The following is a 26,213-nucleotide window of genomic DNA, read 5'->3' on the forward strand; positions in this document are numbered from 1 at the left end:
TCTAGAACAACGCGTTCTCTTTGTTGATTTTGCGGACGACCAGATTGGAGATGAGGACAAGCGCGAAGCCGACCAGCGACTGATAAAATCCCGCTGCGGCGGACATGCCGATATCGCCAAGCTGCATTAGCCCCCGGAATACATACGTGTCGATAACGTTTGTCGTGGAGAACAACGCTCCCGAGTTCATCGGCACCTGATAGAACAAGCCGAAGTCCGAGTAGAAAATCCGGCCGATGCCCAGCAGCGTCAGCATGATGATAACCGGCGTAATCATCGGAATCGTAATCTTGCGGATTTGCAGCCACTTGGAGGCACCGTCCAGCTTCGCCGCTTCGTAGTATTCCGGATCGATGCCGATGATGGCCGCCAGAAAGACGATGCAGGAGTAACCCGCTCCCTTCCACAGATGGACGAACGTCAGGATATAAGGCCAATATTTCGGTTCGTTATACCAGTTGATCGGTTCCATGCCTAACGCTGGAAGAATGGTCTTATTAATAAAGCCCGTATCGATGCTTAACACGGCATAGACCAGATAGCTGACCAGAATAATCGAAATTAGGTATGGCAGGATAATGACGCTCTGGTACAAGCGCGATGCGATTCGGCTGCGGATCTCGTTCAGCAGGATGGCGATCGCGACCGCAACGGCTAGTCCAAGCACGATAAATACGGCATTGTAGAGCAGCGTATTGCGCGTAATAAGCCAGGCGTCACTCGTTTTGAACAGGTATTCGAAGTTCTGGAATCCAATCCAGTCGCTGTGCCACAGCCCCTTGCGGAAGTTAATGTCCTTGAAAGCAATCGACAAGCCGAACAACGGCATGTAATTGTTGATAGCCAGGTAAGCAAGTCCCGGCAGAAGCATGATGTACAGCGGTATGAACCGGCGAAGGCTTCTTCTTTTTCTGCGATGCGTGATGGTAGTCACCGCTTCTCTCCCCTTTCTCGCTCGGCATATTGCCGGGTGGTATCCTTATGGTAATGAATTTCGGCCTCCCCCCTCTACCGCGTGAACGACTTCCGTCTTGCGCTTTACCGACCTTCATTGAACCGTCTCGAAATAGCAAAAAACCGACCAATGCGAGACTGGTCGGTTCTAAGCTTATAGCTTGTTATCTTTATTGGGCAGAGTTGGTCTGCGCCCATGCATCCAGCTGCTTCTGCTTCTCGGCAATAATCTTGTCGATCCCCGCGGCCTTCAGCTTCGAGATAAATTCCGGCAGCACCTTCTCCGGATCTACGCTGCCTGTTTCGAGCGGCATCTCGTATTGCGTAATGACGTTGGAAACGGCGGCATACTCCGTCTTCACCGGTGTCGGGTCAAAGCCAAAGCCAAGCGCCTTGGAACGTTTGGCGGCTTTATTAAACTCCTCCGTCTTGGCCCAGACCGTCGGGTCATTGCCCTTCATCACATACGATAAGAACTGATTACCGAACATCCAGCCAAGCGGCATGTTGTAGCCCGTTGTTGTTGCATCTACGCCTGAAGGATATTCAATGACGTTCTCCTCGCCTTGGGATTTGACATAATGAGTGCCTTCAATCCCCCAATCAAGCAAATTGACGATATCTTTATCCGAATACATCAGATTGAGGAATTGTACCGCTTTGTCTTCCAGCTTCGTATTCACCGGCACTCCCCACATGGCACCGGTAACCGTACTGGTCATCGCTACGGCCGGCAGCAGTTCAACGCCAACTAAAGGCGTTCCGGCAGCCTGCGACTCCTGCTCGGCGAAGCCAGGCTTCATGCCCGCGAAATAAGCAAAGCCTTTATTGGATTTGATCAGCTCCCAAGGCGTTGTCTTGGTCGTCGCCGAATCCTTCATAATATAGCCCTGTTGGTACCAGTCGCGAAGTCTGGTCAAGAGTTCCTTGTATTCCTGCGTTTCATAAAGGTTTACAACCTTGAGGCCGTTATCATAGCCCGGCAGCACGCCAATCCCGTCGCCCAGACGGTCATAGAACAAGTAATTGTCCAGATAAGTCTGGCCAGGAGAAGATGGTATAAGCGGCGCAAAGCCTTCTCCGTCTTTGATCGTCTTCAGCACATTGCCGAGGTCGTCGAGCGTTTTGACGGCGCCTGTATCAATATTGTACTTGTCCACCAGATCCTTGCGCATTGTGATGCCGTAATCGGAGGCCATATCCCTTACGGTCGGAATCGCGTAAATCTTGTTGTTCACCTTGGCCGCGTTCAAATAATCGCCAACCGCCGATTTGATGCCTTCGCCATCTTTATCCAGCAGCTCGTCAAGCGGAACAAGCTGTTCCTTCGTTACCATGCTGTTATACAGGGCGCCGGATACAAACATTAAATCCAGCTTTTCATTGCTGGTCAGCATCAGATTCGTCTGCTGCACCCATTCGCCTCCGCTTATGGGCATAAAGTGGACTCTGGCTTGAATTTTTTGCTCCGTGATTTTGTTGATTGCATCCTCCACCAGCTGCAAATCTTTTGGAGACGCGCTTGGAAAAGCAATCGTCAGTTCGTCAATCTTGCCGCTAGGCGCGGAAGACGCGTTGCTTCCCGTGTTTTTCGATCCTGTTTCGCCGTTGCTGCTGTTATTCCCGCCGCTTCCGCAAGCCGTCAAGGTCAGCGAGATGCCAAGAAGCAGTGCCGAAGATACGGCTAATGCTTTTTTCATTTTCATTTCCCCCTCATGATTCATTCTGTGAAGCTGTCTTTATTGTAGAATGACCACGCTTTCTCCTCTGCTGTTCTTACGACTTCACGCTGTCACTTTGACGACTTTCCTGTGCTTGGGGCTGTGAGCGCGACTGCCGGTATTCCTGCGGGTTGATGCCCATATACTTCTTGAAAATGCGGGAAAAATGGGAAAAGTTAGCATAACCAATCCGACTTGCCACCGCGCTCACCGCCAAATCCGTATTCGTAAGCAGCTCGGCGGCAATATGAAGACGCTGCTGCAGCAAATAATCCGAAATCGACATTCCGGTCTCTCGTTTGAAAATTCGGGTCAAATAATCCGGGTTCAAATACACATGGCTTGCTATGTCTTCCCTGGATATCTCATCTGCCAAATGCTGCTGGATATAAGCCTTCGCCTGTTCAACGACGCTTGGCGTTTGCTCCAGCGAATGCATATAATCGATCGATTTGCCTACAAGATGACGAACCCAGATAAGCGCATCCTTCGCCGAGCGTCCCGCGCGGGCGAAGCGTTCCGCCGACATGCCGTCGCTTAGCAGCTGATGAGCCTGAATTCCTTTTATCTGCAGTACGTAATGAACCATCTGCTGAAAATCCTGCACAAACAGGGCCAGAAGCTGTGGCGTAAGCCGGCCGGCTTCTACCTGCTGTCCGATAAAACGCTCCGCTTCCGCGATTACTTTATCCTTGGCGCCTTCCTTCATCATGATCCCCCACATGCCCATATCGGGAAGCGTATGCGAAGAAGCTGAGCCTTGACGCTCGCCAAGAAAAGAAACGCAGTTGTCCGAAGCCACGTTATCGGCATCCATCCGCTGCAGACGCTGATAAGCGGCGGCCATCTCATGCCCCCGGACGCTCTCTCCGATATAACAGGATACATCGCACTTGAAATAAACGCGGCAAGCTGCAATATAAGACTCGCATAAAGCTTTCAGCCCGGCAGGGTCCGAGCCTTCTTTGCCTCCATTAAGCACAATCAGCATCGTATCGTCGCCAGTCGCAATCAACAGGCCGCTGTCCTGCCGCTGCATGAGAACCTCCTCGGCAGCTTTGCGCAGCGCATATTCCATCGTTTTCTTGTCCCGAAGCGAATATTCCTTATACCAGCGACGGACGCGCAAGAGTATCGGAAGAAAAACCAGCTTGTCGGAATAAGGAATATTCCGTTCCTGCGCGGCCGTGCTGATCGCCTGCGGCAAGGCGGGAATCGCCTGGCTGAGCACGTCCAGCCAGAACCGTTCGATCAGCATAGGCTGGTGTTGCAGCCAGAACTTGCCGAACTGGCTGAATTCGCTCATACGTTGTTCCTTCTCCATTTTGCGGATCGCTTTTTCCACGACAACCTTAAGCTCGTCATAAGGGATCGGCTTCAGCAGATAATCAAGACTGCCCAGCTGTATCGCTTGTTTGGCATACTGGAAATCGGCATGGCAGGTTAGAAATATCGTCTCGGTTCCCGGACAATTTCCTCTAACCCACTCCAGGAGCTGCAGTCCCGAAGCCTTCGGCATTTCAATATCGCATAACAATATATCTACCCGTTCCCGGTTGAAGATCTCCATGGCCTGATCGGCATTGTAAGCCGTCATCACCCGCGAGATCCCGATGGAAGGCCAGTCAACGCCGGATTTCAAGCCTTCGACCGCTATTGGTTCATCGTCCACAATAAGCAGCTGGCGCATGCCCGTTCACTCCTTTAGCTCATGGCTTGCATTTAACGGGATCACAATTTCGGTGACCGCTCCGTGCGGGTCGTCATTATAGCATTCCATCCATGCCTTATCGCCATATTGAAGCTTTAATCGTTCTCTTATATTCCATAATCCAATATGCTCGCCGGCCTCATCCGTATTGATCTGCCCTTCGCGTAACCGGAAGAGCGCCGCATCGGAGTAACCTTCGCCGGTGTCCCTGATCGTGATAGCTACCATCGGCTCCTCCGCCAAATCATCCAGCTCCGCTTCAATAATGAGCTTGGTCGGCTCGCCGGGCTTAACTGCATGCTTGATCGAGTTCTCCACCACCGTCTGAAGGATAAGCGGCGGAATAGCGGTCGTCTCCAAATATGCAGGCATAGCTACCTCGCAAGTGAACGTATCGGGGAATCGCATCTGCTGAATACGCAAATAATGTCGGATATGGCGAAGCTCATTCTTCAGCGGCACGAGAGATTGATGGCTTTGAAACATGTACCGGAAATATTGGACAAGATGCATCGTCATCTCCTGAATGGGCTCGAATTGCTTCACCTGCGCGAGATTGTACAGGATATTTAACGAGTTCATGAAGAAATGCGGGTTAATCTGCAGCTGCAGATGCTTGAGCTCTGCCCGTTGTTTGCTGAGCTGCTCTTCATATACGTTTATCTTGAGCTCTTCAATCTTGGAAATCATCGCATTAAAGGTTCGGTTGACCAGCCTTATCTCATCAGGTTCCTTCCCCGGATTAATCCGGATATTAAAGTTGCCTTTCCCGATCAGTCTCATCGCGCTGACCATCTTGCTGAGCGGCTGCAAAATAACCTTGCGAAGAATGAGAAAGCTGAGCGGCAGCATGAGCAAGGCCAATAAAATAACAAAAGCGGACGCTTTGGTCAAATAAGGCAGATTCTCCAGGATGGATTCATCCGGGATAGCGGCCGCAAGACTAAAGCTTCCTTTTGCCGAGGATTCTCCAACGACCAGGAACTTGTCCTCTCCGCCGGACAAATAATAGCTTCGAAATCCTCTTGTTAAATCAAGTTTTTCGCTTGTAAGACTTCTTGTTGTATACAAAACATAGCCCTTGTCATCAACAAGGAGCACAGCTCCCGTCTTCCCTGTCCTCATGCCGAGCAGAGGCTTTACCACGGTAGACGCTTTTACCCAGGCGCCCACAAACAAATCACCGTCGCGCATTAGGCGGACCAAATAGGCTTCTCCGCTAATCTGTACCATCTTCCATTCAACGTTGCGGTATTGCGATTTCTGCGTCAGCTCGGATACCTTATCTGCTAACGTCTGCCGAATCGCCATTAGCTGCGGATACGATAAAGATCCCCTGTAAGCTTCAACGCCATCATGATGGTTCAAGGAGTAAACATAAAAGCCGTCAATAGCGGGGTAAATGGACAGATCCGAGGTTAGCTTGCGGTATACCGCGGTTTTGGCCAGAACAAATTCGTCTTCTGTCCTTGCATCGCCCATCTCTTGAACATTCAGGTCCGTAGAGGTTAAGCCTGCCATATGTCTTTCTACTTCCGTCAACTGCCCATCCGTTTGGTTCATGTAAATATCAATCAAGTTCTTGTTAGACGCCGCTACCTGACTGTGTATAACGTTCATGCTATAGGAATTGTTATAGAGCAGAAGCGCTATCAAGGGTAAAGTAATACCTAAAAGGCCAAGCACCAGCTTGACCGGAATCGAATTCCATGGGATAGCTTTTATACGTTTGAACATTCGGGCCCTCCGATCGAAGCTTCTCATCTAAGCGGCCTTTATCCGATCCTGCCGTCACTCTTCATCTTACTTGATTACTTTTAGTATGGTCTATGCATTTGACGACTACTCTTTTGCTCTTTCACGACATGAACGTATTCGGAATTTCTTTTGCTGATGAGGGAAAATAAAGTTGTTTAATCGGATGCCAGTAAAATCAAGGATTTTCAAGCAACAAACCCGGCAATTTTATAAAATAAGTTCTTTAATAGCAACCCTCAACCACTTAAAAGTGAAAATTAAGTTCTTTAATCGCATATTCCTTCTCATTGTAACTGTAAAAGAAAGTTCTTTAAGTGTTGTGTCGCTTAATGAACTCCTTCATCTCTACATCATTAGCGGTTCGCTGGACATCAGATGTGGGAACAGTACACCAATAAGCCTTCAGGTTCCAGATACTGGTATATGGGCGGAGAAAGCCTCGATATGTGGACTAGCGTTCGTAACGCGTTAGAATTTGCACTTATAACTTTATATAACGAAGATGGGACGAAGCACACGTTTTGACGTGAGCTTCGTCTTTTTTTGCCCGAGAAATATTGAACTTTATTGCTAACTGTTGACAGTCCGGACGATTGAATCCATTAGCGCTTGGACCAGGCTACTATACTCTGTCCCCCGAGGTATTGAAGGATTATGCCGGCGATTACATCGTGCTGATTTGCTGTAAATTTTCAAGGATGGTTTCTTGAAATAAGATTTGGAATTTAATTGAACGACAAGTAAGGTGACTTCATCTGAAGTCACCTTTTCTCTTGGCTTATATCGCTGTCTTTATTCGTTCAGATAGGTCGTAACCCGATTCTGAATCAACTTGGCAACAGCTTCAGCCGATTTCTGCCCTGCGAAGAACGCTTTGACTTCCTCCGCAATAATTTGCTGAACCGTCGTTTCATAGCCTACATTTCTTGAGCTGGCTTCGGATAGCATGTCCCGGAGCGCATCCAGATTCTCATCTGTTACTTTTACCACAGCGCCACCGCCTTTGGCACCTACGTCCTTATCGACGCCATTCTTCTTTACATCATCGATTGCCTTCTCATTCACCGCTTTATTCAACGAGAAGCCCGTTTGATGAGGATAAGATTGCATCTCCTCTGACAGCAGAAACTTCATAAACTCCCATGCATCCCTCTTGACCTCCGAATGGGCATTCATCGCGATTTGATTCGTCACGAGGAAAGAAACGCCTGATTGTTGGTCCGCGGCATGTGGCTTCTGATACACCTTACCGTTCTTGAAGTATGCAGCAAGTCGTACGAGATAATCGCTTGGGGAGGTCATTAATGAATAGGATAAAAGGCTTTTTGAGAATTGGGCTGCTGCATCACCGCTTAGCTCCTTGTCATCGTACATCTGCTTCACTTCCATCAGTAATTCGGTGAAGAAGGGAGAGTCGAACGATGCCTTTCCACTCGCCACATCGATCAATCGGTTATAGTTGTCCGATACGAGATTGTTGATCATCGCATCAGGCGGCAAAAAGTTCATGGAGTAGGTACTTCCGTTCTTGCCTTTCAACTGCTTGTTCATCTCGGCGAACTGATTCCATGTCCAGTTCTTATCGTCAATCGTAAGTCCGGCATTCTTAAGCCCATCCTCATCCCCGTACAAAGCTTCCAAGTAAAATTCAACAGGCATAATATAGAGGCCGCCGTTCATCTTCGAGCCTTCCATAATGTTCATCAGGTACTGCTGATGATCGAATCCGGCATCCCGCTTCATCCAATCTTCCACGTTTTCGAACGCCCCTTTATTGACGTACTTATCAATGGGCAATTCAACAGTCGTAAACGCGAACAAATCGGCTCCCTTGCCTGACAAGACCTCTGTCGTTGTCGATTTGATATATTTCTCGACTTCGGAAGCGCTAAGCATGGCTCCTGAAGTAAATTCTTTGAATTGAATCGTCGTATTCGGATGCAGTGCTTCGTATTTCTCTTTCGCAAGTTTATAAAAAGGAGTAATGCCCAGTATTGATACAACAATGGTTTTCGGTTTATCGTCCAGCGGTTCCAACCCTTGTGAAGCTGGTGCTGAATCAGCATTTGCTTTTGCATTTGCTTTCTCATTCACGTCTGAGCTTGATTTATCGCTCGTATTTGCGGGCTTCCCATTTGTCTCTGACGAAGGTTCTTGCCCGGAAGTATTGTTGCTGTTGCCACCACTGCATGCCGATAAAGCAACAATCATGATGCAGCTTATAAGTACAATTAGAACTCGATTCATATCCATTCCCGCTTTCCTAATTTGATAACGATCAAGGAGTCATAACCCGCACACGCTCTCCGTCCACAACCGAAGGTTCACTGCTTGCCAGAATAATCGGAGCATCCGGAAAAATCCCTTGCAGCACAATTGTTTCGAGCTCATTCGATTCGCCGGCTTCGATCGGCGCCTTGCGAACATGGCTTGTATTCCCGAGCGGACCTTTACGCTCCTCGACGACATACACATACGTTTCATTGCCTTCTTTATGAATAGCGCTGCTCGGAACCAGCACTCCACCCACGCCTGCAGATGCAAACCTAAGGTCAAGAAGCGCATGTTCGCCTCCACGGAGGGATTTATCGTTCACCGCAACCACGATGTTCATCTGGGATTCCTTATTCTCTATTCCAGAAACGGTCCCATCCACCGTTCTCGTGTCGTCCGCCTGACCGACCTGAACATCTAACTTCTGGCCAATCTGCAGATGATCGCTAATATTCGCTGGCACTTGCACAGCCAATCGATAACCGTTCGATGAGGAAGTGAGCTGAACATCGGGACCGGCGCTGGCGGAAACAATTCCATCTACGGCGCCTACTTGCGTCACAATACCATCGAACGGCGCTTTCAACTCGCGATTGCTGACGAGATCTGCTTTCATGCTATCCAGATTCCGTTGCTGCATATCCTTCGTCAGACGTGCACTCTCAAGATCCCGCTTTGCTATGCGAAGCTCGCTGTCATCGCCGTTAGATGCGGCTTCAACATATCGATCTTGCAAACCTTGAATCGATAATAGCTGCTGCTCCATCTGCGCTTTTGCATCTAAATACCGATTCTCGGCCTCACGACTTTCGTACACGACCAGCGTCTGCCCCTTATGAACGGCATCCCCTGCTTTGACCTTTATTTCCTTGATGGTCCAACCTGCACGGTTTGATAGCGCAGCTTCTGTCACCGGCTCCAGCACACCGCTTCCGGTAAAACTCTGAACAAGCTCCCCCTGCCTCCCCGTCGTTGTCCACACCTTCGTTAAATTCATCGTTCGCAATGTGTTGCTGAACAAAGTGAGCAGCACTAATCCGCTAACAAACATAGCAACAATCAGCCGAAGCTTCTTCTTCCTGCCAGTGACGGCCTGCTCGTTATCCCGCCTTTCCATTTCGTTCACCTCCTACCCTTTGATGCCAGACATTTGAACGCCCTCGATAAAATATTTCTCCGCATATATAAAGATCAGCAGCATCGGAAGCATGTAGAATACAGAAGCTGCAAAGCCTATGCCCCTTGCCTCTTCCTGGACGACGGAAAGATAGACAGACAGAGGCTGTTTGAAGTCATCTTCGAGAAAAATGAGTGGCTGCTCCACCATATTCCAATAATCGACGAACAAGAGAACGACTAGCGCCGCAAAGCCTGGCTTGATAAGCGGAATGATGATACTCTGGAAAATCCGAAAATGCCCAGCTCCGTCCATATAAGCAGCCTCGACGTAAGCGTTCGGAATCGACTGCATGAATTGTCGCAGCATGAACACACCGAATGCGCCGAAGATACCGGGCAGAATGATGGCACTCGCACGGTTCAGAAGACCTAATTGATCGGCGATGATGTAGTTCGGCACAAGCGTCACTTGAAAAGGCATCAGCATCGCAATCAGGTAAACAAAGAACATTCGGTCCCTCCCCCGATAGCGGAGCTTTGCAAAGGAATAGGCCGCAAGAGCACCGACGATAACCTGCCCTGCGATAATGAGCGCAACCATATAAACCGAATTCCAGAACAAGTTTAAATAAATTGGCGTTGCGGTTAGCACGTGGTAGTACTGCTCAAACGATACCCAATCAGGGATGAGCTTTAAGTTCACGAACGCATCCTTGCCGCCTGCTGCCACGTCCGTCATTTGCCCGATCAAATCATAGTTCGAACTGATTTCTCGTTCCGTCATGAGCGAATTGGTGAAGGAAATAATAATCGGCAGCAGCATCAGCGCCGCAACCAGGAAAAGGACGACGGTGATCGCGCCTTTCGTAATGGCGACTTTCAATTTCAATGCTCCTCCCAATCAATCTAAGTCACGTGTAAACCGCCGTTCCAACGCGAACATTCCCGTCACCAGCATGAGCAGACAAGCCACCATTATAGAAGCGGCGGATGTCAGCTTCTGGATATCAAGGGACAAGAACATGTTGTTCATGTAATGCTGCAGCATATAAATGCTGTCGTGAGGATACTCTCCCGCAATCAAATACGTTTCCCTGAATATCCGGAATGAGCTAACGAGCCCCATCAGGACAACGAAAAACATCGTCGGCGTCAAATAAACGAGCGTTATTCGGGTTAACTTATGGAATGTACCCGCACCTTCAAGGTCCGCCGTCTCATAATAGTCCTTCGGGATATTTTGCAAGCCGGCCAAGAACAGAATAATGTTGTATCCGATGTTCTTCCAGGCATAGACGACGGAGAGCACCGCTCTTGCCCATTCCGACTTCATCCAATCGATCCGTGCCATGCCGAATCCATGCAGCCAGCTATTCACCGCTCCATTCCAGTCGAAGAGCACTTGCCAGATCAGAACGACTGAAGCGACTGGCACGACAAGAGGCAATACGTAGGCGGTTCTGATCCAATTGCGAAAGTAAATATTTTGATTCAATAACAAGGCAAGAAGTAACGATATCGCGATCGTGATTGGCACGCTGATAGAAGTAAACAGGAACGTATTCTTGGCAGCTTTCAAGAAGGAATCGCTCGCCAGCAGCTCCTTGTAATTGTTAAGCCCAACGAAAGAACCATCATTCGGTCGATCCATAAAGGAGTACCCTACGCCCATCGCAAAAGGGATCAAGTAAAATACCAGAAATCCGAGCGCGCTCGGGGCAAGAAACAAGGCTGCAACGACACTGTGCCGTCGCATCATTTTACGAAACATAGCTTGCCTCTCTCTCATTAACGAAGGCTATTCTCAACGCCGCTTGCGATTGCCGTCGAGATTTGCTCTTGAAACGCGTCGGTTTGCATTCTCGCTTCTTCGTTCTTATTGGAAATATATCCAAGCTCCAGTAGAACAGCCGGCTTCGTGTTCTCGCGGATCACATGATAGTCACCGAACCTTACGCCCCTATCCTTTGTATTCATATCCGATTTGAATATTTGGTCATGGATCTTCTGAGCAATTCCCTCATCCTGCGGCTTATTGTAGAACATCGTCATCCCGTACACATCGCTCGTTTGAAATGCGTCGAAGTGAATGCTAATGAACAAGTCTGCGTTCTCGGTCTGCGCCACTGCCGTTCTAGCACCTAACGAAATCGTCGTATCGGCATCGCGCGTCATCACAACATTCGCTCCTTGCTGAACTAGTTTGTTTCTTACATTTAGCGCTGTACGCAGCGTAACGTCTTTCTCGTAGGTTCCATTCCCGCCGGTGGAACCGACATCCTTGCCGCCATGGCCGGGATCGAGAACGATTGTTTTTCCTTGCAAAGGTAAGTTCGTATCTTTACTCCACCCCGTAGCCTTTGAATCGTTAACAGTTGGTTTCGCTTTCGTTGCTCCTTCGGTTTGAATTTGGAATAGACCTGCTGACAATAGGACTCCGACAATTGCTATAGCAAAATATATAGATGTTGTTTTCATAAAACCATCATAATGACAGCCGATTAAGACGAAGTGGAGCCAAAATGAAGATGAAATAAAGATTTATAACAAAAAAAAGCGCATGCCGAGCAGGCGAAATTCACCTACTTGACATGCGGGAACGGCTAAGCATCCCTTATTAACTTTTCTTATGGAGACTGAAGTAGAAAGCAACGCCATCCTTCGTATTCGTTACGCCATAGTTGGCCTCATGCAGCTCCAATATTTTTTTGGAGATGGCAAGTCCGAGTCCTGTGCCTCCGTCGGATCGATGACGCGCCGTATCTCCTCTATAGAAGCGATCCCACACTTTATCAAGCTGCTCCTCAGGGATTCGTGCGCCTTTATTCTCTACACATACAACGACTTGATCCGCCTCTTCGGCCGTCGAAACAACGATTTCTTGGTTTTCCGGCGTGTAACGGATCGCATTCGTCATGAAATTTGTGATGACTTGTTCAATACGGTGCTGATTGGCCACAACAAGTGCAGGAACGAGCTGAATGTTTAACCGCAATTGCTTTGACGCAATCTCTTGTGCCAACTGATCGCAGGCGGACTCGATCAGCTTATCGATGAAGAAAGCATCCATCTGCATCCTGTACGTACCAGACTCGTACTTCGCAAGTTCAAGCATGTCGACAATAAGATGGTCCATCTTGTCGACTTCTTTCTCCATCGCTTCGAAGTAATGGTCCTTCTTATGCACCGCCACGCCATCCTTGAGAATCGATATGCAGCTCTTCATGACGCTCAGCGGCGTCTTCAACTCATGCGATACCCCAGAAATGAACTCTTTCCTAGTCGTCTCGAGCTGCTTCTCTCTCTCGATATCCTCCTGCAGCTTGCCGATGTATGAATGCAGTGTAGCGGATAACTGGTTGATGTTGCGCGACAGATCTCCAATCTCGTCCTTGGACCGAACTGGAATCGTCTCCGAGAAATCGAGATTCGCGATTTTCTTCGTTGTATGGTTAATGCGCAGCAGCGGCCTTGCAATTTGCAAGGAATAGTATAACGACGCAAACAGAACCAGTACAATGACGAACAAAACAATGTAGACATAATAGTCCTTCACCATCTGTACGGCCTCGTCCACCGGTTGCAGCGATGCCATGGCAAAGATATAGTTCGTCGGACCGTTGTCGAAGTGGACCGGCTGGATGAATAGCTTGTATTTGACATTATTCAGTTCGTAATCCTGGATGAGCATCGAATCCGTCAGCTGGATGCCATCAAATAACAACTTCGCTTGAAAGGCATTGATCTGATCCAGGAAGAGTTTATTGGAATAAATAAAGTCTGAAGCTCCTCCGCCATTAGGAAGCCGAATGTCTGTGACAACGCCAAATAGATTCGTTAACGTCGATTGGCCTGAAGCGATTGGTTTCCTTTTTTCTTTATACTCCACCTTCTCGCTGCCCTTGAACACTTTACGCTGTAATGGCTCATTCGCGTACAATAATTCCCCGGATGGATGCTGCACCAAAATGGGAATGAGCGTTGAAGTGCTTTTTACACCTGTAATAATCAATTGGTCACCAGTTGCAATCAGCGATTGTCCCGAACCAGCCTCCTCTATGCTCATGAGCTGATAGAGCGGAACTTTAATGCGCTCCTTCTCTTGTTCTTTCGTCAATGCCTTGAGCATTCTCATCTCCAGGTAAAAGTCGGTTACATCCTTAAGATTGCCGTCGTGATCCAGAACCGTTATCGTTGCATTGTTCGTTCGGTAAAAATCTTGCTCAAGCGATTGGGTCGCAAGTGAATGGCCCACGGTATTCCTATAGGCCGACTGGAACGCCTCAATCTTCGCTTGCAGGTCGCTTACCTTTCGGTTCGCGTAGTAGTCTTTGAAAAAATATGTTTGGCCGATGTAAATGACGGCTAAGATGAGCATGCACAATGTCGTCGTCAAGATAAACAATTTGAGTACAATGGAGCTTCTCATGCTCCCGCCTCGAATTTGTAGCCTGTCCGTACAATCGTGACAATCAGAGCAGCTTTATCGCCAAGCTTCGTACGCAGGTTGCGGATATGCGTATTCACCGTGCGGTCGTCTCCAGCATACTCATAACCCCATATTTTTGAAATCAACTGCTCGCGTGTAATGACGATACCCTGATTCTCCATCAGGTAACTGAGAATCTCGAATTCGGTATGCGTGAAGTTCACTAGCGTTCCGTCAATCATAACCGTCCGCGATGGAAAATGAACCTTAATGCCGCGAACTTCTATGGAATCGTCCGGCTGCTTCAGCTTGCCGATACGGTTGCGGCTTTCAAGCAGACGCTTCGCCCTAGCCAGCAGAACTGGTGGGCTATATGGTTTCGTTACATAGTCGTCTGCTCCTAGCTCAAACCCAAGCAAAGTGTCATCTTCATCGACCCGTGCAGTGAGAATGATGATCGGAACATCAGAGGATTTGCGAATACGGCGGCATACCGACCAGCCATCCAATTCCGGCAGCATGATGTCCAATACGATCAAATCCATTTCATGCTCTTGAAACAATGCCAGAGCCGCCTTCCCATCCGCGGCCTCCAGCACTTTATAACCTTCATTTAGGAAGTAATCCTTGCTTATCTCGCGCAATATGGCCTCATCTTCGACAATCATTATGGTTTTCATTCTGCTGCTCCCGTTTCGTGGATGTCAAAATTTAGTTTATCCAACCATTCCTCATTATACGGGAAGCAGATCAAGAACAAATCCAGATCAGATGAAGATAAAGTGAAGAAGAGGAAAAAACCAAGGAGCTAAGCGGCCAATTGTCGCTTAGCTCCTTGGTTTTTGGGCTTGCCCCTGTAAACATAAAGCTGAGAGAGCGTATACGCTCGGATAGCGAAAGCGGCTGTTCCGCTCGCTAAATTTGGGAGGTTTAATCTATATATTATGTTACCGTTATGAGCCACCTTAGGGTTCCATGTCTAACAAGCGACGATTCTTGCTGTGTGATACATCTGCTGTTTATCTCTCCGCTTCAGTAATATCAAGCAATTAAAGAACTTTATTTTATACAAGACTCATTACAGATCGTAGTAATTAAAAAATTTTATTTTTCATTTAACAACTTTATTTTCAATTAAAGAACTTTATTTTCCCATACCACACCGAGAATGAGAAATACGCAAAGCATCATTTGTAACCTTCCTGTAATATTGGGCTCAGGTTCCTTTCATCATCGGCTTCTATAATAAAGGACATGACCCCCCTTTATATATTCTCTATTGTTGCCTGCGGCTGATTGCCGCAGGCTTTTTGTTTGCCTCGGTCCTGCAGCCGCGAACAAATGCGCAGCAAAAAAGCCGCATGGCTGCGGCCTTTTAATCACTCTTATTTCACCGAATCAACAGCCTTAGCGCTTACCTTGATATCGTCAAAGTAAAGCGTAGTCAGCCCTTCGAAGCCTGAGTCCGCGCCAATAAGAACAAAGATCTCGCCCTTGGCGTTGGCCGTCACCTTAGCGCTGTATTCAAAGTCAACGCGCTGATACCCTTCCTTGTCCGCATCCGGTTTAGCTGCATTGCCGATCACTTTAACATCCTTGCCGCCGGCTCCTTGGCTGCCGATGTCCACGTTCATTCTGTAATACTCTTCTCCCGAAGAGGAGGCTCGAACGGACAACGGCTCGCTCGACAAAATACCGGCCTTCAGGAATATCGATTCGGCTGGCGAGCCGCCAATACCTATCGATCCCCCTCCCGCTTCGGTGTACATCGCAAACTTCAAATTCACGTTGTAGGAAGTGTTGGGTTTGAACCCTGCAATCCCCTTGGAAAGGTACATAAACAAGTCATCGCTTCGGTTGTGTCCCGCGAGCTTCAAACCGTAATTGGAGGTATTGTTCTGAACCGGAATGAATTGACGGGCAAAGTCCAGCTCGTAAATGTCCTTATTATAATTCGCAGGCAGGTCGGCGAAGCCGCCCTTCCAGCCTTCCGTATCCTTCGTGAACGGGTAACTGAAGTCTAGATTTACCGGAGTATTCGTCTGATTGGTTAGAGTAACCGTATGAGCCACAGGCTCCCATTGCAGCCGTGCCCCCATAAGAGCTGCCAACGACCTGGCCGGAACAAATACCGTGCCCTTTGCTTGGCGAACCTGCACGGGCAGCTTGATTTTTTCTCCCTTGGCATTCACCGCATAAGAGGAATTCAAGGTGAATGCAATCGTTCCGAAGCTTTTTCCGGATAACGTGATCGTTCCTTTTTTATCGCTCCAGCTTATCGATGCGCCGAGGGATTCGGCAGCGGCTCTAACGGGAACCATCGTGTTTCCGTTACTGACATAAGGGGCTGACAGCAAGCTATGCTTGCCTGTGTTATTGCTATAATGAACATCGTTAAGTTTGAAGGTTACCGCACGAGCGGCAGCTGCAGATTGGCTTTCTGCTCCGCTTGCTATTGAAGCGCTGCCTGCCGAAATCGCGGTCGCAACAAGTAGGCTGGACAGCATGAGATTTTTTATACGCATGATTGATACTCTTCCTTTCTGCTCAGATGTACTTACTAGACGCAAGGATGAATTTAAAGGTTACAGCCTTTACGATTCGTCAATTTTTGGAATAAAAAAGGCGCCTAACCCTGACAGCTAACAGCAGCAAGGTTAAGCGCTTTGGATGACTCTTGAGGATTTAAAGTTAATTTTTCAAGCTGCCGAGATAATCCTGGAAATGCGTCTTTGTAATGGTCACGGGTCTGTCTCCGTTCGGAACGAGAGACTGATCATTCACCTCAACCGAACCATAATACGGTGCAGTAGCATCCGTGATCACCTGACGGTTATCTTGCGTTACGCTAAAGTATTTTCGAATGAATTCGTCCATCGGAATCTGATCCGGACCGGCCACATCAACAATGCCGTTAGCCGGTGCCTCCAGCGTAAAATCAGCTACCGCGTTTGCAACGTCATCCGAGAAAATAGGCTGCATAAGGGCGGAAGGCAACCGTACGGTATCCTCTTTGGTAGCCACGTCGGCAATGCCGCCAACAAATTCGAAGAACTGGGTAGCGCGGACGATCGTATAAGGAATCTTGGAGTTCTCGATTAGCTCTTCTTGAGCCTTTTTAGCACGGAAATATCCACTCTGGAGAAGGCGTTCGGTTCCAACGACCGACAAAGCAACATGATGGCCGACGCCAGCATTCGCTTCAGCAGCGAGAAGATTCCGAGTAGATTTATCAAAAAACTCCATCACCGCCTGGTCCTCCCACGACGGCGCATTCGATACATCAACCACAACTTGCGCGCCGCTAAGCGCTTCCGCGAGTCCTTCACCCGTAATTGTATTGACACCTAAGGAAGGTGATGCCGCAACAACCTCATGACCGCGATGACGAAGGTTATTCACAAGTTTTTTCCCAATCAAGCCACTGCCGCCAATCACTACAATCTTCATATTCATCCTCCTGTTGTTTTCCAGCTTGTGTCTGTAATGACCTTACGATAATAAAGACAATTAACGGTCGCCATCTGTGACATCCCATTTATTCATGCATCGAATTTTCCTTCATTTAGCCTTTGTTATGCATGGGAAATGAAGGGTATAAACAAAGCCGGCATCAATCATACTAGGAGAATATTTCTTGTTTCAGACAGGCGGTGACATTTATGCTTCCCAATTTGCTTCACGATTTAAAAGAAAGCACGAAATCTGCTGATTTACTGCAATCAAGTATAACCATTAACCATAATCGCATTCATTTTACTTATTTCAGCACGCTTATCAATCAAGAAAAATTTCACCATGATGTCCTTTCGTTTATTCCATTTTCCAAAGGCGATTTGGGCCAATTGCGTTTGCAAGATCTTCAAGCCATGATTCCTCTTGAGGGAATGAAGATTTCTCAAGAATTGGAAGAGGTTTTGAAAAGTCTGGTACGCGGTTCAATCTTCCTTCAATTGGATCCCCATTTGCACGAAGGCTTAATCATTGATATTTCAGATCAACAATCGGGGCTTCGCGATCACAATGATACGGAAAACGAGTTTAGCGTCATTGGTCCAAAGGTCGGTTTTGTGGAAAGCTTGGACATCAACTTGGCCTTGCTTCGCAGAGGGCTTGGTACCGAGAAACTCACCTTTGAAGAGCTATCAATCGGCAAGATGTCAAAAACGAAGATCGTCATTGCTTATTTAGACGGCATAACGAATCCCGAGTACATCAACACAGCCAGGCAAAGGCTCTCGGATCTGGACTTCGACATCGTGTTCGAAAGCTCTCTACTGGAACAACTCATCACGGACAACTCAAATTCTCCGTTTCCGTTATTCTTGTCCAGCGAGCGTCTGGATAGAATCATGTACTCGATATTGAACGGGGAAGTGGCTATTTTGTGCGACGGTTCCCCGTTTGTACTCACAGGGCCCACAAGTTTGTTTAGCTTTTTCGTTTCACCGGAAGACTACTACTTACCTTGGATTCTGGGATCGTGTTTTCGTCTTATTCGTTATTTCGGAGTTGCCTTTTCGATTCTCGCTTCTTCCTTTTACGTTGCTATTCTCACCTTTCACTACATCGTCATTCCCCGGGAGCTTTTAGGACCGATTATCGAATCGAGATCCAACGTGCCTTTCCCGCCGGTGTTGGAGGTGCTTTTTCTGGAAATAACGATCGAGCTGCTCCGCGAAGCCGGGTCCAGACTTCCCTCAAAGGTCAGCCAAACCTTGGGTATAGTAGGAGGTATTATACTCGGGCAGGCTGCGGTGGCGGCTGGATTAACCAGTAATATTTTGCTCATCATTGTTTCGCTTTCGGCATTGGCTTCCTTTACCACGCCAATCTTCAAAATCTCGAACACCATTCGATTTTTGCGCTTTCCGCTGATTGTTTTAGCTTCCTTATGGGGCGGATTTGGCATCATGATCGGCTTAATGTTTATTTTAGGTCATTTATTGCGCTTGAAATCACTTGGCGCACCGTATATGGTGCCGATATTCCCTTTCCGCAACAACAGCTTCAGCGATAGCTTTATCCGCTCCTCTTTTACCCAATTGAGTAATCGGTTTTTCACGACTCGTCCGCTTTCAACGAAAAGATTTAACGTGAAAAAAAATAAGGATATCGGTGACGACTACAATAGCGAATGAGCAGAGAAGATGGGAGAATTGAAATCATGAGAAAGCATGCGGGGATACTAATCTGCTGTTGCATCTTGTTATCCGGCTGCGCTCAAGAACGGGTCGTCGACCAAATCAATATTATCCAGTACATGGGCGCGGACCTGGAAGAAGATAAGATTAAACTAAGCGTTTCGTATCCGAAGTATATCAAAGCTTCAGGAGGGCAATCCCTGGTAACCACGGAGTCTAAAGTGGTATATGGGGTTTTCACGGCCCTGACCGGCAAATCCTCTCAACCCGTGGAAATGGGACAAATGCGTACACTGGTCTTGAGCGAAAACTTCGCAAAAAAATACATAAGTGAGCTTGCCGATATTATCAATCGACAATTCACGAAAAGCACCAAAGCTTCTATTGTGTTAACGGACCAAAGCACAAACGCGATGATTGCCGAGGCTTCCCGAAAACCTCCTTTCTTCTTGTCCGAGCTGATCGAACAAAACATGGATCACGGAAATACGCCGAATACGAATTATCATACTTTCGTAAATCAGTATTATGGAGAGGGCCAAGACATTTATTTGCCGGTTATCAACCTAAATAAAGGCGTGTTTCAAATGGATGGCGTAGCCGTCTTTAAAGGAGACGATTTAAAAGTTAGGTTAAATGCCAATGAAGGTTTGTATCTGAAACTGCTCAAAGATAAACAACGGACAGGCGAATACGATTTCCTTGCCGGCGCAAATTCCATGTACTCCTTTATTATTTTGCATGGCAAGTCCAAGATTGACGTTAAAGAAGATGGCAAAACAACGATATCCCTAAAGCTAGCCATCCAACTAAGAGAAATCCCGGAACAAATGAACGTACGGAACCAAGGAGATTTACAAAAAATCAAGAAGCAAATTGAAGAGAGGTTATCCTCGGAGATTACGGCGATGTTGATTCGTCTACAGCAAAACAGGGTCGATCCAATCGGCTTTGGCGAGAAATACAGGAGACAGCATCAAGCCTTCAAAGAAGAAGCGTATTACGAAAAAATCTACCCTCAGCTACTTTTTGAGGTTAAAACGAACGTTATTATCTTACACGCAGGGGTTGGGCAATAATGCAGCAACGGATAAAGGAAAATTACGCGATTTCGGGATACTTTGTATTTTTCTTGATTGCTGTTACCCAGGCTGCCGCGACCTTATTTAATTTTCAGAGCCTTGCGCTTGTTCATGCCGGCCAAGATGCTTGGATATCGATTATTCTGATGGGCGTAAGCCTTCATCTCATCATCTGGATGATTTACAAAATGCTCGGCAATCCAGCCAAGGATGTTATTGACGTCCATCGAACGGTTTTTGGTAAATTTATGGGGAATGCTCTTTCTTTAATCGTGGTCGGGTACTATTTCTTAATGGCTCTATTCTTTCTCCGTTCGTACATGGAAGTCATTCAAGTGTGGGTGTTTCCTTCGCTTCGCACATGGGTTATTGCGGGATTGTTTATTTGCATCATCTACTATGTCGTTTCTGGCGGGTTTAGGGTTGTTGCCGGGTTCAGCTTTTTTTATTTAGCGCTGATCCCCATGCTCTTCTGGTTCTATTTCCCAACCCGACAAGGAGATCCCGGATTATTGCTGCCTATTCTGAATCATTCTTTAACGGATGTAATAAAAAGCTCAAAGTCATCTTGCATCATTTTCTTCGGGCTTGAACCGTTGCTGATCTATTTGCCTTTCTTAAAATCCGGCCAAAAGCATGCGAAATGGGCTCATTTCGCTCTCCTGTTTTCCACTTTCAAATATGCTGCGATTATGATCGTCACCTTGATGTTTTTCAGTCAAGGTCTGCTCAAACATACCTTATGGCCAACGATGGCCATGACGCAAATCATTGAGTTCTCTTTTATTGCGAGGTTCGAATACGTCTTTATATTTATGTGGCAGTTGACCATTATCCCGACGGTTTGCATTCCCATCTGGTGCTGCACAAGAATTATGAAAAGAGTATGTTCAATTAAGCCCGGTCTATCTTTGCCTTTTGTGTTGGCGGCACTTATGCTTGCTGCGCTAACCTTAAAAGAACGAGCGCAAATGGACGCATTCGGTACATTCGTTAATGAATGCGCGATTTACTTCTATTTTGCTTATATTCCGTTGCTGTTTATTATCACTTGGTTTGCAGCTCGTTTAAAGGGAGAGAGAAAACGAACCAAAATGGACGAAGCTTAAATGACCAGCATACGATTCAAATAAGTGCCTAACCTTGCTATAAAGCAAAGTCAGGCACTTTCGGATTAATCCCAAACCTTTGGCCGCTTTAATCCGGCTGTTCTTAAATAATCTAAAAGTTGACCCGAATGGACTGCTTCATGGTATGCAATTCTCATAAGCATGTCTCCTAATGATCGAACGTAGCCAACGTCTTTTCTATCAATTTGGATCCTTGTCAAATCCCCTTCTGTATAGGATTTCACTGTATTCATAAATTCGTTCCGATAGGTTTCTGAAAAGCGGAGTTCATCTTTGAGCGTTGTAAAAGCACGAGCCTCATAAGGGGAATCATACGCGGATAGACTTCCTTTATTCAGCAAGGCAAGATGGTAATAATGTTCACTATCGAGGACATGGCGGATCATCTCTTTTATGCTCATCGCTTCTGAATCCGGTCTCCAATCCAGAAACTCATCGGGAACACTTTCCCAAATCATCATACTTCTGCGTCTAACCTCGCTTAAATTCTGAACTACTGCTTCTATAGCGTTCATAGCTGCTTCCTTTCGACTTCAATTTTGTTACATTATATCAGAACCCACGTTCGTAATAAACCCGTGCTATTTTGCTGTTACGTTATCCTCATGTCAGAGCAACGGAAGCTCCTCGTCGTATGCGGCTTCCATCCAAACAAAAGTATAATAAGTGGCAGTCAGGAAATAATGGTACAAAAAGCGACAGAAAGAGGCAAGATTCTACATGTTTAAGATCCCAAAACAGTGGGAGGAGTTTACGGAATCCTCAGATTTTGTTTATCTCCAACAAACCAATCATGTAGGGCCTTATTTGATCTGCTTTCTCAAATCCATAACAGATTTAAATGTAGTCAATGAGCAAATTCTTGATTTTTTAGGAAATTACACAGGGGATCAATTCGATGCGTTATTTGAATCGATGCCAATCGCAGATAAAGAACTCTCCAGCGACTGGAATGAGATTCGCGACAAACTACTTCTCGGATACGTTACGATTCAACAGGCTACCAGCAATAAAACCATCCTGCTTAACGCATCTTTATCCAAAGGACGCGTCGTATCCAAACCGGAAATCGAATTCAGTGTCGAGGGATCTAAAGAAGCTCTCGTCGAATCCCTGGATACCAATCTGAATCTAATTCGCAAGCGGTTGCCTACTGCTTCGTTTCGCGTAAAAGAACTTCATGTAGGAGATATTTCCAATTCAAGAGTGGCCATTTGTTATATCGATGGGATTACAAACGAACAATACGTGAATACCTGTTTACAGCGTGTAAAGGACATACAGTTCGATACCGTGACGGATATCTCTTTCATTCAGCAGCTCATTGAAGACAATTCAAATTCGATCTTCCCGCAGATGCTTGGGACGGAACGAACAGATCGGATTGTGTGGAGTTTAACCTTGGGGCAAGTTTGTATTTTAGTTGACGGCTCACCGAATGCGATTTTAGGACCTGTTACATTCGAGCATTTCTTCACCTCATACGAAGATTATTTCTTGCCTTGGATCTTAGGATCCATTATCCGCATGATTCGAATTACATCCGTGATCTTCTCAATATTAGCCTCAGCAGTGTACGTTGCCGTGCTGACCTATCATGGTCACGGTATATCAAATAATTTTTTACCGACGATTATAGCATCCCGCATCAATGTACCCTTCCCTCCCGTTGTTGAGGTCCTAATCATGGAAATGGCTATTGAACTGCTAAGGGAAGCTGGCGCGAGATTGCCTTCCAAAATTGGGCAAACCATTGGGATTGTGGGAGGAATCGTGCTTGGAACAGCAGCGGTGCAAGCAGCTTTAACAAGCAACTTACTGTTGATCATTATCGCCTTGTCGGCAATGGCTTCGTTTACAACACCTGTATTTCGCATGAGCAATACAATACGGATTCTTCGGCTCCCATTCATACTCTTTGCTCAAATGTGGGGATTGTTAGGGATTTTCCTATGTTCCGTCATTGTGGTTACTCATCTGCTGCGCTTAACTTCTCTCGGGATGCCATATCTGGTTCCGTTTTACCCAATACGGTTAAAAGGTCTAACGGATAAGTTCATCCGACCACCGTATTCCAAATTTCATCATCGACCAGAGTACTATAGGACTAAAAATACTATTCGGTTTGATAAACAAAAGGCGAAATTAAAAAAAGACATTGACGAATAACAAATTCGGAGGAGATTAAGTTTGACTGTAAACATAAAAGAACGCTATACCATCTCTCCTTCTTTCACTTTCATTATTATTCACGCCATGTTATTCGGAATAAACTTTGTTCTAATGACAGTGAAGCCGATTCAGTTCGCAGGACAAGATACTTGGGTTGCCGTCCTGTTTTGCTCCGCTGCTATCCATCTTGTCGTATTTATGATGTACAGCCTTCTAAACCGGCATCAGATGGATCTTATAAGCCTGCATATCCTTTTGTTTGGGAAATGGATTGGCCTAATGCTTAACCTTCTGTTTGCATTTTATTTTCTGCTCGTCACCGTCTATCAAGTACGGCTGTTTATTGAAGTGATCCAAGTATGGGTATTTCCGGAAATGAAAACCTGGTCCATGGCATTGGTGTTACTCGTCATCGCCTACTATATTATTTCATCCGGTTTTAGGGTAATCGTTGGCATCTGCACGTTTAGTCTTCTCAATACCGTGCTTTTTGCAACGATATTTTTTATGATTCCATACTTTCATTTCAATAACTTACTACCCGCTATGAGTCATTCACCACATGATATTTTCAAAGCATCAAAGGAATTGACTACTTCTTATATGGGAATAGAAATACTCCTATTTTGTTATCCGTTTATTAAAACAGCGAAAAAGTCGCAAAAGTGGGCACATTGGGGATTAATATCCATGACTTCGCTTTATATTATTGAGGTCGTTTTTGCGATAATTACCTTCAAACCTGAACAGCTGGCACATGAAGTCTGGCCGGCATTAACGAAATATAAATTTATCCAATTTCCTTTTGTTGAACGTTTTGAGTTTATCGGAGCATCTGCTACGGTCCTACGACTGTTCCCCGTGATTTGTTTATGTATATGGGTAACCAGCCGAATCATGAAGTTTACATTCTCAATTAGACAAGTAACCGCTCTTCCGTTTTTGTTAGGATTCGTGTTTATTGCAATCTGTTTGATTACGAATCGTATAGGTGTTGACGTCGTTCAATCCTGGATCAGACTGTCGGGGATCACTATTATTTTTGGATACATCCCTTTCCTCTACCTATTCGATATTCTCAGGGCAAAGGTGAAAATGAAGTGATAAGGACCGTTTGTATGGCATTGATGATCAGCCTGTTATTAACGTCATGCGTGAAACAACAAATTCTGGACAGGGTCCACCTCTTTATTGTCGCCTCATTCGACGAAATATCAAAAGATCAAATCGAACTCACTATAGCGGTTCCTGATTTTGAATTGGGAAAGCCAGAGGCCGTCACAGATCAAATGTACTCGAAAACAGGTCGCACAGGTTCTGAAATTCGTGAAGTCATGGGTACGCAAATTGATAAACCTTTACATCCCGGGAAGCTCTCCGTCGTATTATTTGGCAGAGACAAAGCAACTAGCGGGGTAAAAAAAGAGTTGGATGTCCTTTTGCGCAACGCAATTCATTCACGAAGGATGTACTTAGCCGTGGTGGACGGAAAGGCCAAACATCTTTTAGAAGAGAAGTTTAGCAGGAAGGACGAGAAAGGTATGTATCTTTATCATTTACTTGATGCAAACACAAGGAAAGGCACTCTTCCTAGTCAAAATTTGCATGAATTTGAATATGCGCGTGTAGGAAAAGGGCTAGACCCCTATTTGCCTCTTCTTCAAATCCAGCATGGTCGTGTCTCCGTGGTTGGCACAGCATTATTTAGAGATGACGCGTATGTTGCCTCACTAAACTATAACCAATCGAAGTTTATGAAGATGCTCCTGAAAGACATGAATCAAGGAATTATCGAAGTAAAGCTTGACAACGGAACATTCCTGACAGTTGATAATGTGGGGTCTTCTGTGAAGTATCATATGAAGAACGATTCTATCCTGATTAACTTATCCATGGACTGCAAAATAAGAGAAGCCGAAGGGAATCCTATTTCCGATGAGGTACTCCCTATCCTAAAAAAACAAATCGAGCAGAAGATCTTACAAGCAGAATCGGAGCTCATACAAATATTTCAAAAAAATGAAATCGATCCTTTGGGTTTAGGGGACTTCGTAAGAAGCAGAAAGCAAACTTGGAATGAAGAAGAATGGATGCGTCAATATCCGAAGATGAACATTGAGGTAGACGTAGACGTTATAATCATGGAAACCGGGATCAAAAAATAGAAATGAAAAAGGAGTTGCTACGGGCAACTCCTGAACATAAAAGTAAAACCATACATGCTTATTCTCATTAATATTTCTTGGTGCTAGCACGTCTGAAATTCATACTAAACCTCCATGGATGAAAGTCAGCATGTATCACCCATAGCTGCATATCGAAGAATGGTCTGGCGCAACTTTTCTTTACTTTGAACACCAGCTAAGGTTTCCACTTGATATCCATCTTTAAAAAGCATGAATGTCGGTGCGCTTGTTATGCCATATTCATTTGTGATTTCTTTTTCTTGTTGGATATTCACTTTAAAAAAGCTAGCTTCGTGTCTCAGTTCTTGAGCTAACTCCTCGATAATAGGAAGCTGTTCTTGACAGGAATGGCACTCAGGCTCAAAAAAGCCAACAAGCGTAATCCCATGATCTATTTGTGCTCTAAAATTTTCTACTTTTAAGGACATAATCTCCATTATACATCCTCCTCTTATTACCAGCGTCGTTCAGCTAAAAACCCTTTATCAATAGGTAATTGTGCTGCCATCTTTCAGACGTATAGTTGGGTTGGG

21 protein-coding genes are annotated in these 26,213 nt (G+C 46.1%); 6 read left to right on the top strand and 15 right to left on the bottom strand.

Annotated features, from left to right (window positions below; genetic code table 11):
• Window position 1: 1 nt before the first annotated feature.
• From FHT67_RS18870 to FHT67_RS18930, 13 genes are all read right to left on the bottom strand, one after another.
• Window positions 2–871: an ABC transporter permease gene (locus tag FHT67_RS18870; RefSeq protein WP_208403389.1), complete on the bottom strand. Its 870-nt coding sequence runs from the start codon at window positions 869–871 to the stop codon at window positions 2–4.
• A gap of 253 nt (window positions 872–1,124) precedes the next feature.
• Entirely contained in the window at window positions 1,125–2,654 is a 1,530-nt protein-coding gene (locus tag FHT67_RS18875; protein WP_132311901.1) for an ABC transporter substrate-binding protein, read from the bottom strand.
• A gap of 76 nt (window positions 2,655–2,730) precedes the next feature.
• Window positions 2,731–4,365: a response regulator gene (locus tag FHT67_RS18880; RefSeq protein ID WP_132311899.1), complete on the bottom strand. Its 1,635-nt coding sequence runs from the start codon at window positions 4,363–4,365 to the stop codon at window positions 2,731–2,733.
• A gap of 6 nt (window positions 4,366–4,371) precedes the next feature.
• Window positions 4,372–6,123: a cache domain-containing sensor histidine kinase gene (locus FHT67_RS18885; protein WP_167200662.1), complete on the bottom strand. Its 1,752-nt coding sequence runs from the start codon at window positions 6,121–6,123 to the stop codon at window positions 4,372–4,374.
• An 813-nt stretch (window positions 6,124–6,936) separates the two neighbouring features.
• On the bottom strand, window positions 6,937–8,181 hold the full coding sequence (locus FHT67_RS18890) for an ABC transporter substrate-binding protein (protein ID WP_208403353.1): 1,245 nt from the start codon (window positions 8,179–8,181) through the stop codon (window positions 6,937–6,939).
• 241 nt (window positions 8,182–8,422) lie between these two features.
• Window positions 8,423–9,535 (bottom strand): efflux RND transporter periplasmic adaptor subunit, encoded by a 1,113-nt coding sequence (locus FHT67_RS18895; protein WP_167200666.1) that lies wholly within the window; start codon window positions 9,533–9,535, stop codon window positions 8,423–8,425.
• A 12-nt stretch (window positions 9,536–9,547) separates the two neighbouring features.
• A complete protein-coding gene (locus FHT67_RS18900) occupies window positions 9,548–10,360 on the bottom strand; it encodes a carbohydrate ABC transporter permease (protein ID WP_167200756.1) in 813 nt (270 codons plus the stop codon).
• 78 nt (window positions 10,361–10,438) lie between these two features.
• Window positions 10,439–11,326, bottom strand: coding sequence for a carbohydrate ABC transporter permease (locus FHT67_RS18905; RefSeq protein ID WP_243867292.1), 888 nt, complete (start codon window positions 11,324–11,326; stop codon window positions 10,439–10,441).
• On the bottom strand, window positions 11,326–11,862 hold the full coding sequence (locus tag FHT67_RS18910; RefSeq protein WP_167200668.1) for an N-acetylmuramoyl-L-alanine amidase family protein: 537 nt from the start codon (window positions 11,860–11,862) through the stop codon (window positions 11,326–11,328). Before FHT67_RS18910 ends, FHT67_RS18905 begins: the two co-directional genes overlap by 1 nt.
• Window positions 11,863–12,154: 292 nt before the next feature.
• A complete protein-coding gene (locus FHT67_RS18915) occupies window positions 12,155–13,966 on the bottom strand; it encodes a sensor histidine kinase (RefSeq protein WP_167200670.1) in 1,812 nt (603 codons plus the stop codon).
• Window positions 13,963–14,646: a response regulator transcription factor gene (locus FHT67_RS18920; protein WP_167200673.1), complete on the bottom strand. Its 684-nt coding sequence runs from the start codon at window positions 14,644–14,646 to the stop codon at window positions 13,963–13,965. Before FHT67_RS18920 ends, FHT67_RS18915 begins: the two co-directional genes overlap by 4 nt.
• A gap of 705 nt (window positions 14,647–15,351) precedes the next feature.
• Complete coding sequence (locus tag FHT67_RS18925) at window positions 15,352–16,491, bottom strand: copper amine oxidase N-terminal domain-containing protein (protein ID WP_167200674.1); 1,140 nt, start codon at window positions 16,489–16,491, stop codon at window positions 15,352–15,354.
• A 166-nt stretch (window positions 16,492–16,657) separates the two neighbouring features.
• Complete coding sequence (locus FHT67_RS18930; RefSeq protein ID WP_167200676.1) at window positions 16,658–17,416, bottom strand: SDR family oxidoreductase; 759 nt, start codon at window positions 17,414–17,416, stop codon at window positions 16,658–16,660.
• A gap of 212 nt (window positions 17,417–17,628) precedes the next feature.
• On the opposite strand from FHT67_RS18930, the gene FHT67_RS18935 reads away from it, so the two are divergent.
• Genes FHT67_RS18935 through FHT67_RS18945 form a run of 3 tightly spaced genes read left to right on the top strand, consistent with a single transcriptional unit; the run spans window position 17,629 to window position 21,301 of the window.
• Window positions 17,629–19,107 (top strand): spore germination protein, encoded by a 1,479-nt coding sequence (locus FHT67_RS18935; protein ID WP_167200678.1) that lies wholly within the window; start codon window positions 17,629–17,631, stop codon window positions 19,105–19,107.
• A gap of 26 nt (window positions 19,108–19,133) precedes the next feature.
• Window positions 19,134–20,189, top strand: a complete 1,056-nt coding sequence (locus FHT67_RS18940; RefSeq protein ID WP_167200680.1) for a Ger(x)C family spore germination protein — start codon at window positions 19,134–19,136, stop codon at window positions 20,187–20,189.
• Window positions 20,189–21,301 (top strand): GerAB/ArcD/ProY family transporter, encoded by a 1,113-nt coding sequence (locus FHT67_RS18945; RefSeq protein ID WP_167200682.1) that lies wholly within the window; start codon window positions 20,189–20,191, stop codon window positions 21,299–21,301. Before FHT67_RS18940 ends, FHT67_RS18945 begins: the two co-directional genes overlap by 1 nt.
• A 65-nt stretch (window positions 21,302–21,366) precedes the next feature.
• On the opposite strand, the gene FHT67_RS18950 is transcribed toward FHT67_RS18945, so the two are convergent.
• The gene (locus tag FHT67_RS18950) at window positions 21,367–21,837 is read right to left on the bottom strand and encodes a DinB family protein (protein WP_167200684.1); all 471 of its coding nucleotides are present in this window, start codon (window positions 21,835–21,837) and stop codon (window positions 21,367–21,369) included.
• A 205-nt stretch (window positions 21,838–22,042) separates the two neighbouring features.
• Here FHT67_RS18950 and FHT67_RS18955 point away from each other — a divergent pair, with 205 nt between their 5' ends.
• From FHT67_RS18955 to FHT67_RS18965, 3 genes are read left to right on the top strand one after another with little or no spacing between them, the layout of a single operon-like run.
• Window positions 22,043–23,491: a spore germination protein gene (locus FHT67_RS18955; RefSeq protein WP_167200686.1), complete on the top strand. Its 1,449-nt coding sequence runs from the start codon at window positions 22,043–22,045 to the stop codon at window positions 23,489–23,491.
• Window positions 23,492–23,512: 21 nt separating this feature from the next.
• A complete protein-coding gene (locus FHT67_RS18960; protein WP_167200688.1) occupies window positions 23,513–24,598 on the top strand; it encodes a GerAB/ArcD/ProY family transporter in 1,086 nt (361 codons plus the stop codon).
• Window positions 24,595–25,659: a Ger(x)C family spore germination protein gene (locus FHT67_RS18965; RefSeq protein WP_347880106.1), complete on the top strand. Its 1,065-nt coding sequence runs from the start codon at window positions 24,595–24,597 to the stop codon at window positions 25,657–25,659. Before FHT67_RS18960 ends, FHT67_RS18965 begins: the two co-directional genes overlap by 4 nt.
• 125 nt (window positions 25,660–25,784) lie before the next feature.
• Here the strand turns inward: FHT67_RS18965 and FHT67_RS18970 are convergent, their stop codons facing one another.
• Window positions 25,785–26,117 (bottom strand): thioredoxin family protein, encoded by a 333-nt coding sequence (locus FHT67_RS18970; protein WP_132311883.1) that lies wholly within the window; start codon window positions 26,115–26,117, stop codon window positions 25,785–25,787.
• Window positions 26,118–26,213 lie beyond the last annotated feature (96 nt).

The organism is Paenibacillus sp. BK720 (assembly GCF_011761545.1).
Taxonomy (GTDB): Bacteria; Bacillota; Bacilli; order Paenibacillales; family Paenibacillaceae; genus Pristimantibacillus.